The sequence below is a fragment of the Parabacteroides chongii genome, from assembly GCF_029581355.1.
GTDB classification, from domain to species: domain Bacteria; phylum Bacteroidota; class Bacteroidia; order Bacteroidales; family Tannerellaceae; genus Parabacteroides; species Parabacteroides chongii.
This window is the reverse complement of record NZ_CP120849.1, coordinates 1,744,162-1,760,393: the sequence shown is the minus strand read 5'-3', so window position 1 is coordinate 1,760,393 and position 16,232 is coordinate 1,744,162. Positions and strand designations below refer to the sequence as shown.

The 16,232-nt window shown below is 45.9% G+C and carries 8 protein-coding genes; 1 reads left to right on the top strand and 7 read right to left on the bottom strand.

Going from position 1 to position 16,232, the window contains the following annotated elements; all coding sequences use genetic code 11:
* Nucleotides 1-237: 237 nt before the first annotated feature.
* The 6 genes from P3L47_RS06670 to P3L47_RS06645 all read right to left on the bottom strand — a co-directional run bounded on the left by P3L47_RS06670 (nt 238) and on the right by P3L47_RS06645 (nt 12,697).
* Complete coding sequence (locus tag P3L47_RS06670) at nt 238-1,305, bottom strand: PDDEXK nuclease domain-containing protein (protein ID WP_277783092.1); 1,068 nt, start codon at nt 1,303-1,305, stop codon at nt 238-240.
* A 525-nt stretch (nt 1,306-1,830) separates the two neighbouring features.
* On the bottom strand, nt 1,831-2,943 hold the full coding sequence (locus tag P3L47_RS06665) for an aldose epimerase family protein (RefSeq protein WP_277783091.1): 1,113 nt from the start codon (nt 2,941-2,943) through the stop codon (nt 1,831-1,833).
* Nucleotides 2,944-2,961: 18 nt separating this feature from the next.
* Complete coding sequence (locus P3L47_RS06660) at nt 2,962-5,106, bottom strand: alpha-galactosidase (RefSeq protein WP_277783090.1); 2,145 nt, start codon at nt 5,104-5,106, stop codon at nt 2,962-2,964.
* A 23-nt stretch (nt 5,107-5,129) separates the two neighbouring features.
* Entirely contained in the window at nt 5,130-7,913 is a 2,784-nt protein-coding gene (locus tag P3L47_RS06655) for a glycoside hydrolase family 2 protein (RefSeq protein WP_427910566.1), read from the bottom strand.
* Nucleotides 7,914-8,025: 112 nt separating this feature from the next.
* Nucleotides 8,026-11,313 carry a DUF5107 domain-containing protein gene (locus P3L47_RS06650; protein WP_277783088.1) on the bottom strand — a complete coding sequence of 1,096 codons (3,288 nt, stop codon included), beginning with the start codon at nt 11,311-11,313 and terminating at the stop codon, nt 8,026-8,028.
* A gap of 10 nt (nt 11,314-11,323) precedes the next feature.
* Nucleotides 11,324-12,697, bottom strand: a complete 1,374-nt coding sequence (locus tag P3L47_RS06645) for a sugar porter family MFS transporter (RefSeq protein WP_277783087.1) — start codon at nt 12,695-12,697, stop codon at nt 11,324-11,326.
* Between the two features lie 130 nt (nt 12,698-12,827).
* Here P3L47_RS06645 and P3L47_RS06640 point away from each other — a divergent pair, with 130 nt between their 5' ends.
* Entirely contained in the window at nt 12,828-13,715 is an 888-nt protein-coding gene (locus P3L47_RS06640) for an AraC family transcriptional regulator (protein ID WP_277783086.1), read from the top strand.
* A 50-nt stretch (nt 13,716-13,765) separates the two neighbouring features.
* On the opposite strand, the gene P3L47_RS06635 is transcribed toward P3L47_RS06640, so the two are convergent.
* Nucleotides 13,766-16,195: a glycosyl hydrolase gene (locus P3L47_RS06635; RefSeq protein WP_277783085.1), complete on the bottom strand. Its 2,430-nt coding sequence runs from the start codon at nt 16,193-16,195 to the stop codon at nt 13,766-13,768.
* Nucleotides 16,196-16,232: the final 37 nt, after the last annotated feature.

The window sequence follows — 16,232 nt, the reverse complement described above, 5'->3', positions numbered from 1 at the left end:
GCCCCCTGATAATTACCCCGCGAGGGCGAACAAGCGATCAGTATTAATACTAAAGTAATGAAATAAAGTTCTTCTGTTCTACCTCTGCGAAGAGCAAAAACAGGCAAAAAAAGCCCGACTGGTTTATTCCGGCCGGGCTTTCTTTATTCGCTCCCCCCCTACAAGGAGTTTTTTTTACACTGCAGGATTGTCCATTCCTACATTCATTTTGCATTCATCGGTGGGTTTCATTTCCATTCACCCCTTTATTTGTGTATGTTGCAACAGATAAAGTTCTTTTTGTCTTTCTATCTCCCGTCGCAACTGTTCTTCGGTGGGGAGATAGAGTTTGTATTTAGTCGCGAATATCTGCTCGTTGCCTTTCAGTATTGAATAGCGCGCAATGTCTGCGTCTGTTTCCGAACAGAGAACAATTCCAATGGTCGGATTATCACCTTCCGTTCGTTTCAGTTCGTCATACATACGTACATACATATCCATCTGCCCTACGTCTTGATGCGTTATCTTTCCGACTTTCAAGTCCACGAGCACATAACATTTCAGTACTACATTATAGAATACGAGATCAATGAAATAGTCCTCGGCATCAGTGCGAATATGTTGCTGTCGGGCAACAAAGGCAAAACCACGTCCAAGCTCCATTAGGAAGTCTCGCAAATGTGTGATGATACTAGATTCCAACTTGCGCTCTGAAAAACTTTCATCAGATTTAAAACCGAGAAACTCTGCCACTAACGGACTTTTCAGGATTTCTTCTTTCTGCGGAACAGCCGCTTTCATATTTTCTTCAGATAATATCGGCTGCTTAAAATGACGCTCATAATATTGTGTCGAGATATTCCGGCTCAATGTACGTACGCTCCACATTTGCTGCGATGCGTTTTCCAGATACCAGCGGACAGCCGCCTCATCCCCGACCCGAAGAGTTTGGTATATATGCGTCCAGGTAAGATTTGGAAATCGTGATTTCCAAATCTCATAATTCGGGACTATTATATAAAACTGTCGGAATGCCCGTAGATAACGATCGGAAAATCCACTCCCATACTCATGTGTCAGTTCCTGAGCAAGCATTTTAATCAATTCCTTACCATATTCGGCACGCTCTTTTCCATGCTGTTCTTCTTCCACGATACGCCTGCCTATATTCCAATAGGTAGTAATCATTGCCGTATTCACTGCTGCATAAGCCGTAGTTCTACCTGCATCAATGATGCATTTTATCTCTTTGATAAAATCAAAAGAGTGAGAGTCTATTATTTGATCATTATTCTCTGCCATGGATTTTGAATCTAATTTTTTCATAATTAAGCGTTTTTATGTTACGTAATTCGCAAATATACATAATTAATGGATGGATAAGAATAGTAAGTATATTTATTATCAATAAAAAGCAATTGCCATGCCGACAAACAGCATATACTAACAGCCTTCCCTCCCCCTTTTAATCGTTGATAAAGGAGATACTACCTGTTAAGAAAGGAGGAACTATGTGTTAAGTGCTTATATTTTGTTGCTACCCTGTACACCATAGCTGATTACGCTGTACGCCCTGCGTGACTACCCTCTACACCCTGGCTAACTCCCCTGTACAGGGTGGTTTTACTAAATAGGGACTTTACTCCTAATTTGTCGGGATTTAACACGTAGTTGTCTGCCTTTTAACAGATAGTCTTTTAGCAGCACTGATGACAGATGACAGACTCCGTTGCAGATAAAAAAAGCATCTGTCACGCCCTTATCCACTGAATGACTACGTGTTACATCAACGAATGACAGATGACAGATACTTTTCTAAAAACTTTGTGTAGAAAGTTATTTTTCTCGTGGCTACCGGCTCACGTTCGTGAAGCAGTATTCGGTGATATGGCGATACTTCTTTGCCTCATCTATCAGGATAGAGGGGAAAGCCGGTTGGTTAGGCGCATCCGGATAGCCCTGTGTTTCAATGGCTATACCTGCACTGGCATAGTAAGGGGTATTACCTTTCCCGATGTCCGTACCATCCATAAAATAACCGTTATACACCTGGACGGAGGGCTGGTTGGTATATATTTCCAACATTCTTCCGGAAAGATCATCAGACAGACGGGCGGCAAAGCTCAATTCTTCGGGTTCTTTGGTATCCAAGATATCCAAGGCATAGGCCAGGGAGAAACCTTTGTCCTTTTGTATCTGCGGATGTTCCTCAACCAATGACGAGACAATGGTACGGGGCGAACGAAAGTCGAGCGAGGTTCCGTCTACCGGTAACAATCGGCCTGTAGGAATTAATTCACCGTCGCATTCTATGATAGCAGAAGCGTTCAGAGTCAGGTTATGGGATAAGACATTTTTCCTCTCTGCCGGAGCGGAAGGAGATTGCAGGTTGAAGAAAGCATGATTGGTCATATTAACAGGAGTCGGATGGTCGGTCGTTGCTTCGCATTCCATCCGCAGGGTATTGTCCGCTTTCAACAGGTAAGTAACCTTCACTTGCAGGTTGCCCGGATAGCCCTCTTCACCGCTTTGTGAATTATTTGTGAACTCGACGGCTTCCTCTCCGGAAGGAGAAATATATGTACGGAATTTCCAGTAACGGTTGTGAAAAGCATCGATTCCACCGTGTAAATGGTTACGAACAGGTGTACCGTACACATCGTTGGAAGCTAACAGATACTCCTGCCCTCCTATCCGGAAACAGGCATTACTGATCCGTCCGCAGACACGACCGACGATAGCACCGTGGTATCTCTCCCCTGCCGTCCGGTAACCGTCTATCGTATCGAACCCAAGCACGATATCCGACAAGCGACCCTCCCGGTCGGGTACCCACATACTTACCCAACGTGCACCGTAATCGGTGAACTGGGCGACAAGACCGTTACGGTTCCTTAATGTGATCAATTCAGCGGCAGGGATCAATCCCCCGCCGCTGAATGTCGATGCAGATAGAAGTTTCATATAAGAAGCTATGCTTTATTATTGTTTTACGATCTTGAAGATACGGCTTTTGAAAGCTCCGTACAACGGAAACTCGACACCTATATTCATTAACTGGCGGCCTTTATAAAGACCTTCCATGCCGTCGATCCGATAAGAAGCATCCGCTTCCAGTCCGCGTAGTTTCACCTTTTTGGGGCGTTTGGTCTCCGGAATGGCGTTGTCAGGATATTCAGCCAGGTTATATACGAATACTACAGATTCCGTTTTCGGCTTATTGACAAACTGGAGCACGCTCCGGTTATTTTCATAGGGGGAAACGAGACGGTAATGGTCGCCTTTATGAACCGTTTCACGGATCTCTTTATACAGGGCAATCTTCTCACGAGCCGTTTCTTTCTCCTTATCGGTCCACTTTGTTATGTCATAGCCGACACCCAGCACACCGCACATGGATACGTCGAATTTAAATTCCAGCGGATGCTTCTGGTTATGCCAGTCCTCCTGCGTCACCCAACTGATCATGGAATTGGACGGGAAAGCATTCAGGAAAGAATACTGGATGAAAGTTCGTTCCACCGGATCGGTATTATCGCTTGCCCAACAGAAATCGGTACGTGCCATCATACCCAGGTCCACTCTTCCCCCGCCACCGGCACAGTTCTCGAACCACACATCCGGAAATTCGGCACGTAGCGTCTCAAACAGGCGGTACAGGTTTTCGATATATTTGATACGCACAGCCCGTTGCTCGTCAGTCGGTGCAGACAGGAAACCCGGTTCAGTCACCCCGCGGTTCATATCCCATTTGATGAATTTGATATTGTTTTCACGCAACAGAGTAGAGAAGCTGGTATACAGATACTGATAGACATCCTCACGTGCGAGATTCAGCATCAGCTGGTTACGTGTCTCATGACGGGTACGGTTGGGATAATGGAACACCCAGTCAGGATGCTGACGGTAGAGGTCGCTGTTCGGATTTACCATCTCCGGCTCTATCCAGATACCGAAATCCAGCCCCATAGCATTGATCTTATCGATCATCGGCTGCAGGCCGTTAGGGAATTTATTCTTATCGACCGTCCAGTCTCCCAGACCGCCTTTATCGTTCACACGGCCTTTAAACCAACCATCGTCGATCACGAAAACCTCGACACCCAGCTCTTTAGCGATCTTTGCCAATGCCAGCTGATGCTCTTCATTCACATCAAAAGTGGTCGCATACCAGCTATTATACAAAACCGGGCGTACCTGGTCGCGATGGGAAGGATACAGCACCTTTTCACGGGTAAAAGAGGCCAGGTTCTGTGAGACACCTTCCATTCCCCGATTGGTATATCCTATCATCATTTTGGGGGTAGTAAAACTTTTTCCGGGCTGAAGAACCAGGAGTTGATCCCAGAAACTGATACCTCCGGTCACCTGTACCTCGCCGGGAGCATACTTTTCGAAATCCATCCGCCAGTTGCCGCTATACTGCAAAGTACCGAACCAAACTTCCCCGCAGGTCTCTTCCTGCTCGCCTTCCGGCCTTATCGCAAAGAAGGAAGAACCGTATGAGCGCAGGTCTTTTGTCTGAATTGTTTTCAGTCCCTGGGTCAGTTTGGTCACGTTCATCTGGTATTCGTAGCCCCACCTGCCGGACAAATGCGTCAGTTCATAGGCATTCTTCGGCAGAAAGAAGGTTCCGGACTGGGCATTTTCGATATCGATACTGCCTTTCTTTCCCGTATTCTTTATCTCTATCCACTTTTCCAGCAGATCGTATTCCGGAAGGACACGGATATATTCCGTTACCGCCAGCGGATAAAACTTATCTTTCTGATGGATAGCCAACGTCGTGTATCCATCCTGTGTCAAAAGCTCCGAACCGGCATAAGTCAGCTCTATATCCCTCACCCGATCTTTAAAGACAGCTTCCAGCATCGGAGTGGTAGCCGAATAGCCGCCGCGAACCGTTACTTCCTCGCCTAACGGATGACGAAGCATGTCCGGATCCTGGCTTTTATCACCGAAATAAAACATATTCACGACTCCCTGTTCAGACACACGTATCTGATAAATAAAAGAGCGCGTAGACAATGTCCACGACTTTCCGTCATTACCCGTTGTAACAGCAGACTGTTGTGCCCAACCCATCCCTGTCACCAGTACAAATAACACGATAAACAGCTTCTTCATAAGTTACTTTCTTTTTACATTAATCAATAAATATCTTCCGGTTTGCTTGTTTCCGCAGAGGTTCCGCCTATAAGCAATCGGGACAAAACTCCCGATTCCATCGTGTTTGACGGGTTAAATGCATCGCTTTTCATATATTCAAGCAGACTGAAATATAACTGACGCGCTTCCGGGCGTTGCTTCCAGTCAGACAGCAAATCCATAGAACAGAACAGGAGTTTACCCGCTCCGACTTTCACCTCAAACAGATTCGACAAGCGGCGGTTATTGACAAAATTATCGACAACCTCCACCAAAGGCGTTACAGCAGGCAAGCTATCTGTCACGACCGTCCGGGACTGTTTCAGCAACGACCACCATTGCCAGTCGGTATAGTTGCCTGTCGGGAAATGGCGGAATGCCGGATGCGTGGCATCACATAAGATACCCATCGAACCTGCCTGTTTCGGGAAATGAACCGGACTCCAGAACACCGGAACGAATTTGCCTTCCAGTCCTTCCACCTTCTTATAATCGGGGTTATACAATACTTTCTTTCCGTCGGCTAACGCCTTTTGAGCCTCCCGTTGGTCACGAGTAACGATGATTTCGCCCTTTTCAGTTGTCAACTCTGCCGGATATACCCAAACAGACCATTCATTCCGGTAAGGCGTATCCTCCAATGAAAGCGACAAAGTCAGGCGGCCTGCTTCCTTCCGATTCAAAGGACAACTGATCGCTACAGGCAATTTGTTCAATCCGATGGAAAGGGGCTGACAAGCGATCTTTCCCTGATTCATCTCTTTTCCCGCCTCATCTTTCAATACCCAGGAAAGAGATTGCCCGCTCAGCTCGCGATCGGTAAAGTTCGCAATCTCCACAGATGCCGTAAAAGTCTCATCGTTTGTATAAACAGCTTTCGGAAAACGTGCCAAAGGAGTTACCGGAGCACATGCCTGACGGAAAGTCTCCGCATCGGTTACCCCCTTACTGTCCCAAAAGGCATCCAACAGACCGACCAAAGCCGTTCCCTGTCCGGGAAAGTCGTGCAGGTCCAGCAACTGGAAACCACTGCAACCAGCCGTTTTCATCGCACGTTCTATCTCTTCCTTATAGAGAATAGATGCCAGATAACCGGATGCTTTCAGGTAATCACCGGCTTTATCCAAAAGACCTTTCTGTTCCAGTTCCTGTCTGACACCTTTAAAGTTCAGAGGGTCGAGTACACCTGTATATTTATCTATCTCCTTCAGGTTCGGGAAAATGGAATACTGTCCGATCTCGTGGGTGATCAACGGAACGGTCATGCCCTCGACGGATGCAACATAATCTTTGTCAAACGAAGGTGACTGGGTATCGAACACACCCTGACCACGTACCCAGCCTTTCTTTGTCCATTGCGTGATAAAGAAATCATCGTCCGGTTCGGGCCAGTCACCATGACCTCCTTCAAAGGTAAAGGAGGTAGTTGTATATAGATGACGCGGGTCCTGCGATTTGACATGTTTCAGTAATCCGGTCAGGAAATCAAAATCGGGTTGCAACTCATTACCCAGACTAAAGAAACAGAAAGAGGGATGATTTCCGTATTCCGACAGGATACGGTCGGCTTCAGCATACAGGAATTTGTTTGTCCGGGCTTCTTCACCCACTTTCAAAGACCAGAGAGGCAGCTCCACCTGCAGATAAAAGCCCAAAGAATCCGCCACTTGAAAAGCGGCTTCCGGCGGGCACCAGGAATGGAAACGGAGATGGTTCAATCCCCATTCGCGGGCAGTCAGGAATACTTTCTTCCATCCTTCCGGATCCATCGGCGGACGACCGGTAAGGGGGAAAATACAGCATTCGAGCGTTCCCCGCAGAAATACCTTTTTCCCGTTCAATAACAGATCTGACTGGTTTCGGCTAAATTCACGCATACCAAACCTAACACTCCCTTTTGCCTTCTGTGAACCAGCTTCCACCTTCAGATCCATTGTATATAGAGTAGGGTTAAATTCACTCCACACTTCTATCGAATCACCCATCGGACAGGTGATGTTCACCAGGTTTTCACCTGGCTGAAAATCCATCTGCTGCTCGAAAGAAGATATTTGCAATCTGCTTGTTGAGTTTTCCACCTTAGCTGACAACATACCTTCTATTCGTTCACCTGCATTAAAGACCTTACCTTGTATGCGGATTTGCTTACGGGTGATATCCGGATACACCTGCAGATTGTCGATGGAAAGGGCCTCTTTTGCAGTCAGAGATATTTCTCCGATGATACCGTTCCACATGATCTGCGTTTCGTTGGTGTAGGCATGTACCATATCATTGACAGAAATATCGTGTTGTTTCCGGTTATCGACACGGATCGCCAGCTTGTGTTTACCGGGTGTCAGATAGTCCGTCAGGTCGAAACGATGCGGACTGATCAGGCTTTCACAAGTTCCCGGCACAGGTTGTCCGTCTATCCAGACTTTCGTCTGCCAGATAACGCGTTCCAGTTTCAGTTCGATAGATTTGTCTTTCCAGTCCGATGGAATCGTGATTTCACGCGAATACCAGGCGGGACCGACATAGCTGTTCCGACGGGTCAGGTGAAGTATCTGCGGCTTGCCGACTGAAGGAGGCAAACTGTTCGGAGTGCCGTAGCCTGCCTCATCGGTAGTCCCCGGTAACTCTATTTTATCGGTAAACGAATGTTCAAACCACTTCTCCGTTACTCCGACATCAGTACTGTCCAAAGCAAACTGCCACTCTCCGGCTAAAGAGAGTTCAGATGATCTTTCCCTGCAAGAAGAAAATATCATCAGAGATATGCATACAAATAGAAGTTGCTTCATCATATTTTGTTGTTCTAGTAATTTGGTTATTGTTAGTAAGCTATCCCCTCATCAAAGGAACCTGTAACAACCAAGACCTCCTATTTATTGGATCGCTCAAGACCTCCTATAGTCAGATCATTTCCCGATGTATCTGTACTCCCTGATGGTTATTATCCATTTCGGCAGCAATATTGAAATACTTCATTGCTTTTTCGGTATCTCCCAAGCCCAGGTGGCCTAATGCCATCAGGTAATTGCAGTGGATACGGTTCTTTTTGTTCATATCATCTTCCCAAATCTGCAAGTCCGGCAGGGAGACGGCGAAGTAATCCATCTTAAAGACATCATACACATGCTTTTCACCATAGGAGATCAGATTGTTGAAGCGACCGCGTGCCTCGTCTTCACGACCCAGTTTACGCAATGCCAGTCCCTGATAGAATATCTTATCCGGCTTCTGGTCGTTGTAATACATAGCGGCTGCAGGCTGACTGTTTCCGACACTGGCTTTGAGGAATAATCCGGTTGCTTCTTCATTGCGTCCCAATCCCTGCAAAGCACAAGCTTTATAATAATTGAAATCATTCTCCTGGGCACCGTACAGTTTCCCTTCTCCAAAGTTATGCGGATAGACGAAACATTCTTCTATCAAGTTCAATGCATCCTGATATTTCCCTTCCGACAGCAATTGCTTCACCAACTCTACGCGGGCAAGCTGATATTGGGCAGGAACTTTACCTTCTCCCCCTTCCCACGGATGGAACTTGCGGGCATCGATCATGCGGATGGCTTCTTCATACTGTCCAAGCTGGTTGAGTAAAGTGACATATTCCAGATACAGGTCATCGCGCTCGAAAGCGACTTCTTTGTGTTTATCCAGGAAAGCCAGCCGATCGGCATGCGGACGGTTCAAGCGTTTATACAGTTGGTCAAGCTCCATCAGAATGCGGGCGTCTGTCGGATCGAGGGCAAAAGCCTTCTCCAATAAAACAACTGCTTCTTCCTGCTTATTCAGTTTATTGAAATAAGCGAGCGAAAGGTTACGCAATACGGTCGGGAATGTTTCATCCTGCTTCTTCGAAGCTTCCCAACAGGCAATCGCTTCCGGATACTGACGTTTGTCGTACCACAAATTGCCCAGGTAATACAACGCTTTCGGAGCCTCGGCTGCAAAATCAACCACTGCCTGAAGAGCCAGAATAGCTTCCAACGTATTCGGGAAACAGCAGTCTGGAATTTGCTGTTCAGCCTCACGGATTGCCGCCAAAGCCTCTTCCTTCCGATCCAAACGGATCAGGAACCAACTCTTATAATAATGTAACATCGTCTGATCGGCAACCTGCAAATCGATGGCCGTCTCAGCCACCTTCAATGCTTCTTCCCAGCAACCTGCCGATGCATAATCGAGTGCCAGCTCGCTATAATTATGTCCTTCCGGACGCATCAAAGCGACCAGTGCTTTCAGATCGGAATCGTTCCCGGTTATCAGATACTTTTCAAAGCCGCAACCAAAGTTGAAACGGTCGATACGCAACGATTCGTCGATCAACGCAATCGCCTCATCGTTTCGTCCCAAGTGACGAAGAATAATAGCCTTCAAATGACGTCCCCGCAGGTTATGCCAGTTGCGGAGCAAGGATTTATCTATTTCATAAAGAGCTTCTTCCCACTCTTCTTTTGCAGCTGATAATTGGGCGAGAGAATAATAGCCGGCATCCTGCCAGGCTGCATTCCAACAGGCTTTATAGAAAAAGTCGTATGCTTCTTCATTCTTTCCCTGATATTTCAGGGAGAGGCCCAGGTTGTATAACGGTTCGCCGTCATACGGATTTGGATTCCGCTCGGTCAATGTCTTCACCGCCTGACGCAGATAAGGTTCTGCCTGGGCAAACTGTCCTTTACGGATCAGCCACAAACCCATTGCATTATTATTGCGTACATCGGTCGGATCGCGGCGGATGGCTTCCTGATAATAATCCGTAGCCGAATAGGTGGCATGGCGATACTGTTCCAGATGCAGACCGGTCAGGTAGAGTTGTTCGGTAGTCCGTACATCTTCCGGATCGAGTGCTGCTTTCGCAGGTTCGGGAACTTCTTTGATCACATCCGGTTCAGGTTCCCATGTCAATACCTGTTTGCCTTTTGCATTACAGATACAAACCTTCACATCGCACAAACTGTCGACAGGAACAAACTCCTCCAGTACATTTTCGGGGGTGATATCACGGGTAATATCGAGACAGGTTTCCCCTGCTTTTTCGATGGTAATATGCAGCTCCTTCTGTACCGAAGTGGCAAATATCTTTAATAAAGCGCCCTTTCCATCGGGTTCTATGTTCATCAGAAGATCGGAAGAGGCGTTCTTTACGACACCCAGTTCGCGGTAAGGCATGAAGTACTGGGTGAATGTTTTTTCTTCGTAAGGTTGCAGCCAGGTGAAGTCGGGCTGATTGTCGGTATAGACACCGGTCATCAGTTCGATATAAGGGCCGTCGGTATCCGTCAGGTTGCGGTCCCAGGCTTGTCCGAAATCGCCGTTCCCCCAGGTCCACTGTTTTTTACCCGGTGAGATGTGATGGTTCGCCACATGCAGGACACCGGCACGGGTATCGTTCTCATAGCCTCCCACAAAGTTATATTTGGAACGGATCGCCATATAAGAGGTAGGAACCGGGATATTCTTGTAACGGGAAATATCCACGCCTGCCGAATAGTCCATCTTATAGTAAGTGCCCGTAGCAATCGGGTAACGCGAAACATCCCGTTTTCCATGATCGAAAACGGCGTTTACATCGGCAGGAAATACCGATTGATAGGCATCATTTACGGCAACTGCCGGGTTGGCCCACCAAAGGAAGGTCTGTGGAACCGGAGTCGGATTATACAATTTCCCCTGTATCTCCAATACTGCACGTCCCGGACGCAAGGTAAAACCTGCCATCCCTTTCTGATGGAACATCCGTTCGCGTTCGCTTACCCAAACGATGGCACTTCCATCGGCACAACGTTCGATCGTATAGTCGATCGGCAGGAACGTACTCGGACGGTGATGTTGCGGCCAGTTAAACTCGATACCGCCGGAGATCCACGGTCCGGTCAGTCCGACCAAAGCGGGTTTGATAACATGGTTATAGTAGATGAAATGGCGGTTTTTGATCTTATCGTACGCCATTTGTACCCGTCCGCCCAGCTCGGGAAGGATCATCACTTTTATATATTCGTTTTCCAGCCAGACAGCATGGTAACTCTTTTCCTCGCAGGTATCCTCTATCTTTTCAACCACCGAATAAGGGTAAACCACACCACTGCTTCCCTGGTAAACACGCTTCTCCAGGAACATCGGATTCTTTTCAGCTTTGCCAATACCGTAGGTAGGAAGAAGGATATCTTCTTCCCAAACTTTCACATTTTCAGTCATTTCAGTATATTTATTTCGTTAATTCTTTTTCCAGTTCCTCTAAAGTTTTACCTTTTGTTTCAGGAAGTTTCGCACGGATAAACAGGAATCCGCCCAGACAGATAAGACCATACAGCCAGAAGGTTCCCGAAGCACCCACCGCTTCATTCAGTATCGGGAAGGTATAGGTCAACAGGAAGCAGGCCACCCAAAGGAAGAAGGTAGAGATCGCCATTGCCATCCCGCGTATCCGTACCGGGAATATTTCGGAAAGAACCACCCAAACCACCGGCGCTAGCGACATAGCATAGCAGGCAATAGCCATCACTACCAATAGAAGCATCGGCCAGCCGCTCATTTCCAGGAAGTAGCAGGTACCTAATACCGCATAAATAATGGCCAGCCCGGCAGAACCGACAAACATCAAGGTACGTCTGCCCCATTTATCCACCGTATAGATAGCGACGAAAGTAAAGATCACATTAGTCACCCCTGTCACTACAATATTCATCAGGACATCAGATACGGCATAGCCTGCCTCTGAAAATATCTCATGTGCATAATTGAAGATCACATTGATACCACACCACTGCTGGAAGATAGCCAGTACGATCCCGATCACCAATACATTCCGGACTCCCGGCTTCAAGAGTGCACTCCAGTTTGCTTTTTCCTCCTTTTTATCGGTCAATTGGGCTAATTCGTTCAAAGTCTGATCGGCATACTCATTGCCACCGATACGCAGAAGAATGCCTCGTGCCTGTGTGGTCTTTTGTACGGTTGCCAGCCAGCGAGGACTTTCAGGAATAATAAAAGAAAGGACAAAAAACAATCCTGCCGGAACCAGCTCCGCCCAGAACATCCAACGCCACGCCCATTCGATACTGTTTGCCGTCAACGTTTCGCCTCCTTGTGTAAAGTATTCTCCGATCTGCCAGTTTGCCAACTGTGCCATCAGGATACCTAATACGATTGTCAGCTGATTGAGGGAAACGAATTTTCCCCGGACTGAAGCCGGAGCTACCTCAGCGATATATACCGGCGATACGTTCGAAGCAATCCCGATACCGAACCCACCGATGATACGATAAATAATAAACCAGGTAAAACTGTCGACCGCCCCTGTCCCATAGGCCGACCATACAAAAAGAAAAGAAGCGATGATCAACATTTTCTTGCGCCCGTATTTATCACTCCATTCTCCGGACAGTAATGCACCCACCAGGCAACCGATCAAAGCACTACTCATAGCCCATCCGCGAAGAGCGGCAGAGCCTTCCAACCCAAAGAACGGTTCATAAAATATCTTTGCACCACCGATCACCACCCAGTCGTAACCGAATAGCAATCCTCCCATGGCAGAGACGAGACAGATAAGTAATAAATAAGCTGTTGTTCGCTTCATGACAATAGAATTAAAGTTATGGTGCAAAGAAACGGTCTTTTCTTCAACAACGAAATAGATAAAATCAGCTTAAAGATGGACAATATTCCGATTTAATCATATCTTTGCAAATATCTATAAATCTGGTACCATGATCAAACTAAAAGACGGTTTTAGCGGCGAACGTGCACTTGTGCTTCCCCAATCGGTTGTGCAGGAGATGGAGAAAGATGCTCTTTCATCGATCCTGCATATTACAGACATAGGTTATTATCCGAAAGCCCTGCATCATTTCCGGGAACGTACGGAACCGGTCAGCCAGTTCGTTTTCATTTATTGTATAGAAGGAGCCGGCTGGTTTCGCGTCGGCGAACAGGAATGTACGGTAAGAGCAAATCAATATTTCATACTGCCTGCGGGAGTTCCTCACGCTTACGGTTCGGACGAGAATAATCCCTGGACAATTTACTGGATACATTTCAAAGGGAAACTAGCCTCTTACTTTGCCGGGCAGGCCAGTCGTCCGATAGAGATCAAGCCGAGCGTACAGTCCCGTATCAGTAACCGGAACGATCTTTTCGAAGAGATATTCCGCACACTGGAAATGGGATACAGCCATGAGAACCTGTTGTATGCCTGCTCCGCCTTCCATTATTACCTGGGGTCTTTACGCTACCTGCAACAATACCGCGAAGCGGCCCGCAACGAATCGGATGCAAATGATATCGTAACAGCGGCCATCCATTATATGAAAGAAAACCTGGAAAAGAAACTGACATTGGCCGACCTGGCAACTCATATCGGTTACTCACCATCCCATTTCTCTGTTCTGTTCAGTAAACGTACCGGATATGCTCCACTGACTTACTTCAACCAACTGAAGATCCAGCAAGCTTGTCACTTACTGGACTTCACCGATATGAAAGTCAACCAGATCTGTTTTAAGATAGGAATCGAAGACACCTACTACTTCTCCCGCCTGTTCAGCAAGGTGATGGGGATGTCACCGAGGGAGTATAAGAAACAGAAGAAGGGGTGATTCATATGCTCATTAAATATCATGAAATTAATTAGTTTCTCATTTCAAACTCACTTATATTTAATTTTTTGTTCTATTAGTTGTACAGGACCAACCAATCCTGCAGGCTGAAGAGGAGAATCCTTTCGGTGGTAATACCAGATATAAAAAGCTTTCCGTTCTTTAGAAGGACGGGGTTGTTTTTGTATAAACCAATCAGGAAAAGCTTTCATCGCTCTCCCCATTTCAGGACCACGATCTTGCCCCCATTCAAAATCTGCGGGGTATTGTTCATCTCCGATCAGGCGATTTGCCCAGTTGTTGGTCACGGCTATTTCCAGTCGGTTGTTTCCTGACTTTAACCATGAAGTTATCTCTATTTGATAAGGTGGATACCACAAAACCCCAACATGTTTATCATTAATCCTAACTTCCGCTATATCATTCAATTCTCCTAAATCGAGTATAATCCGCTTATTATCATCTATTAAAGATTTGTCAATCCCTATTTCCTTTTTATACGTTGCTGTACCAGAGAAATATTTTATCGAAGGCTCTGTGTGCTGGCTAAAATCAGATAATACAGGAAAATTTTGTTCAAAAGTTGTATCCAATTTAGGTTCAAAGCAGACTAGCCAATTACCTCCTAGCTGATAACTGGTTTCCTGCATTACTTCAACAGCCGGTAATACTAAGTTCCTGTAACCATGCTCCTTCTTTCTCGGAAAAACCACAAAGACAGACTCGTCCGGATAAAGAGTCAGATTAATATAAGTAGAATCACCTGATTCTTCCCAATCATATATCTGTCGAATAATACCACTATCTGCATGCCACAATTCCGGGACTCTATTCTTCACATCAAAAGCGAAGCGATTGTTCAAATCAGAATGGGTCGGATTGATAACAAAATAGATTTCGGCATCTGCCATACTTCTATGTAACACATTTTCGTTTGTAGAGATAAAAGCACTCTCCTGCAATAACATTTGACAACGAGCAAGATAAGTAAAATAAGCCTTTCCAGGCTTGATCCAGGTCTGATTTCTCCCAAAATGAGTTCCCCACCAGCCCATGCCCATACCCGGTTGATAGTCATCCTCAAATGGCTGATGAACCCAATGATGCAAAAATAACAGATTAACACCAGAAAGAAAACTTCCATCTGTGGAATGCTTAAGGAAAGCCGGATCTTCTGTATACTGACTGATCTCCGGACGCCCAGTAAATGCTTCTGCACCCACTAACCTTTTCCCTGCTGTTTTCGCAGCTTCAGTTATTTCCGAAGATATAGCACCATCTTCTCCAATCCAGAATTCTCCTATTGGTAAATCCGCAATCGGCACACATTCCGTAGTATTAAAAGGTCCAGAGTAAGGCTCCCAATAAAATTGTAAACCAGCTTTATTTATCATCTCTTTAGCAACCATCCAACCATTATCAATATATAAACGATTTACAACGTCTTTAAAGTCTTCATCAAACCTATTGATCTCCTCATTCTCTTTACAGGATTGTTTCAAAGCAATCCAAGGAAGTGGATCATATCCTTTCCGTTGAATAAAGGCATCTCTAAATCCAGGAGTCCAGTTTTGGTCTCCCGCTTCATAACTATCAATCAAAATATGAGTGAAAGTCGTCCCTATATAATCATGTAAATATTCGGTCAAAGGGTCTAAAAAGTTTTGCCAGTGATACAGGTTTTGTTCCCTGCTCATTTTATCCGCTTCAAGTACTTTCCCAATCAAGTCATCCGGCAACGGATGAGGATTTGCCATGGTCGGTGCATATCCAATCCGATACACTGTCCACATCCCGCCTGGAACATTCCATTTGAACAAGCCATTTGAATCCATAAAGCCAGAAACATTGATTACCTCATTAATCGATACTTCAGATTTATCAGGAACAGCCATAACAGCGATATCTCGATAAAAAGTCGCTTGTTTATTACTACTTCCCCACCCTTTATAAATCGGCAATTCGGGTTTCTCCAAAAAAAGTTCGACCAGTTGACACCCTTTTATCTCTGTTCGGCTGTAAACCAGTGTTTGCATACCTCTTTCCTCTGTAATCCAAGGTCCTCCAGTTGTCGAATACCCCGGAGTATTTTGCATACCTAATTTCAATCCTAGTCGCTTTGCCTCCGAAGCTGCATATTTCAAAGCTTCCCAGTAAGCCTCGCTTCGATAGATCTGCTCCGGCCAAGGATTATTTTCAATCGGGACTTGCGACTCCTGAACAGCTGATGTCAAATTAAAAATAGTTGCTCCTCCAATACCAGCCTCTTTCATGGCTTCCAAATCTTTTGTTATTCCCCCCTTTGAGAAATTGCTCCCCATCCAATGCCACCATACATAAGGACGATAGTCCATAGTCGGTTGTTGAAACATTCCAGCCAACTCCTCAATTGTTATGCTTTTTCTCCCCTGTTGGCAATCAGAAGCCGAACAGGAACACGACAAAAGCAATACGGATAATATATATAAAATTTTATTCATAATTTCTTCAATTAAAGGGAAAGGGAGTCTGTTTTAT

Coding starts and splice junctions, on each gene's coding strand:
- P3L47_RS06650 (WP_277783088.1), bottom strand. CDS start 11,313: ATGACTGAAAATGTGAAAGTTTGGGAAGAAGATATCCTTCTTCCTACC.
- P3L47_RS06645 (WP_277783087.1), bottom strand. CDS start 12,697: ATGAAGCGAACAACAGCTTATTTATTACTTATCTGTCTCGTCTCTGCC.
- P3L47_RS06665 (WP_277783091.1), bottom strand. CDS start 2,943: ATGAAACTTCTATCTGCATCGACATTCAGCGGCGGGGGATTGATCCCT.
- P3L47_RS06655 (WP_427910566.1), bottom strand. CDS start 7,913: ATGAAGCAACTTCTATTTGTATGCATATCTCTGATGATATTTTCTTCT.
- P3L47_RS06660 (WP_277783090.1), bottom strand. CDS start 5,106: ATGAAGAAGCTGTTTATCGTGTTATTTGTACTGGTGACAGGGATGGGT.
- P3L47_RS06635 (WP_277783085.1), bottom strand. CDS start 16,195: ATGAATAAAATTTTATATATATTATCCGTATTGCTTTTGTCGTGTTCC.
- P3L47_RS06640 (WP_277783086.1), top strand. CDS start 12,828: ATGATCAAACTAAAAGACGGTTTTAGCGGCGAACGTGCACTTGTGCTT.
- P3L47_RS06670 (WP_277783092.1), bottom strand. CDS start 1,305: ATGAAAAAATTAGATTCAAAATCCATGGCAGAGAATAATGATCAAATA.